The organism is Bacillus sp. 05T31, assembly GCF_056396725.1.
Genome location: NZ_JBFTMA010001100.1, coordinates 1 through 928 on the forward strand (window position 1 = coordinate 1; position 928 = coordinate 928).

Sequence of the window (928 nt, forward strand, 5' to 3'; positions counted from 1 at the left end):
CCTTGTGCGATTAGAGAAGAAAAAACTTGTGAATATTGAAAAGAAACCGTCAGACATGGGGCCGCCTCGCAAGTTTTATTCACTAAATGAGGATGGCCGTCAGGAGCTTGAATTGTTTTGGAGAAAATGGGATTTTGTATCATCAAAAATTAACGTCTTGAAGTCAAACTAGCCTCATAAGATTAAATATTCGGCCKATATTTTGGGAGTTTCTTGTTCTGCTTTATAAAAAAGGAGGAAAAATAATATGTTGGAAATGTTCAAAAAATTAATTGGTGATAAAAAAGAGTACAAAATGATGATGGCACGGGTTGGAGCTCTGCCAGAGGACTATCAGTTTGTGTTTAAGAAAATTCAAAACTACATGTGGAATTTCTCAGCTGGTAACGGGATGGATATGCTACACATACAGTATGAACTAATCGATTTGTTTGAAGCCGGTGCGGCGGAAGGCAGACAAGTGCTAGAAATCACTGGGGAGGACGTGGCATCCTTTGCTGACGAACTAGTGGCAAACGCTAAAACTTATGTTTCCAAGTATCGTGAAGATTTGAATGAAAGTATCATGAAGCAATTGAGAAAAAAATAAATGCAACAGGTAATACCGACTGATTAGCTGGTTACAAATGTGAATTGCCGCCATCGCTATTCAGTTATATTTTTAAATCAGTACTAAGTAATACAGATTATAAGTAATACTAAATAGAGGGGTGTAGGCAGTCTAGCTTTACAAAACATTTTTTAAGGAGGAAAAAAGTATGACCAATACAGCGATTTCTGTAAAAGGATTAAAAAAATCCTTTAAAGATAAGGAAGTGTTAAAAGGGGTAGATTTTGAAGTGCAGCGTGGCGAAATTTTCGCACTGCTGGGCTCAAATGGAGCGGGCAAGACGACAATAGTCAATATCCTCTCGACGCTGATGAAGCA

The 928-nt window shown here is 37.8% G+C and carries 3 protein-coding genes; all 3 read left to right on the top strand.

From position 1 onward, the window contains the following. The coding region (locus tag AC1DJR_RS31635; protein WP_477004434.1) for a PadR family transcriptional regulator at positions 1-172 on the top strand (172 nt) is incomplete at its 5' end. Between the two features lie 75 nt (positions 173-247). Further along, positions 248-589, top strand: coding sequence for a DUF1048 domain-containing protein (locus AC1DJR_RS31640; RefSeq protein ID WP_002014108.1), 342 nt, complete (start codon positions 248-250; stop codon positions 587-589). A gap of 169 nt (positions 590-758) precedes the next feature. Next, the coding region (locus tag AC1DJR_RS31645; protein WP_477004435.1) for an ATP-binding cassette domain-containing protein at positions 759-928 on the top strand (170 nt) is incomplete at its 3' end.

Coding starts and splice junctions, on each gene's coding strand:
- AC1DJR_RS31640 (WP_002014108.1), top strand. CDS start 248: ATGTTGGAAATGTTCAAAAAATTAATTGGTGATAAAAAAGAGTACAAA.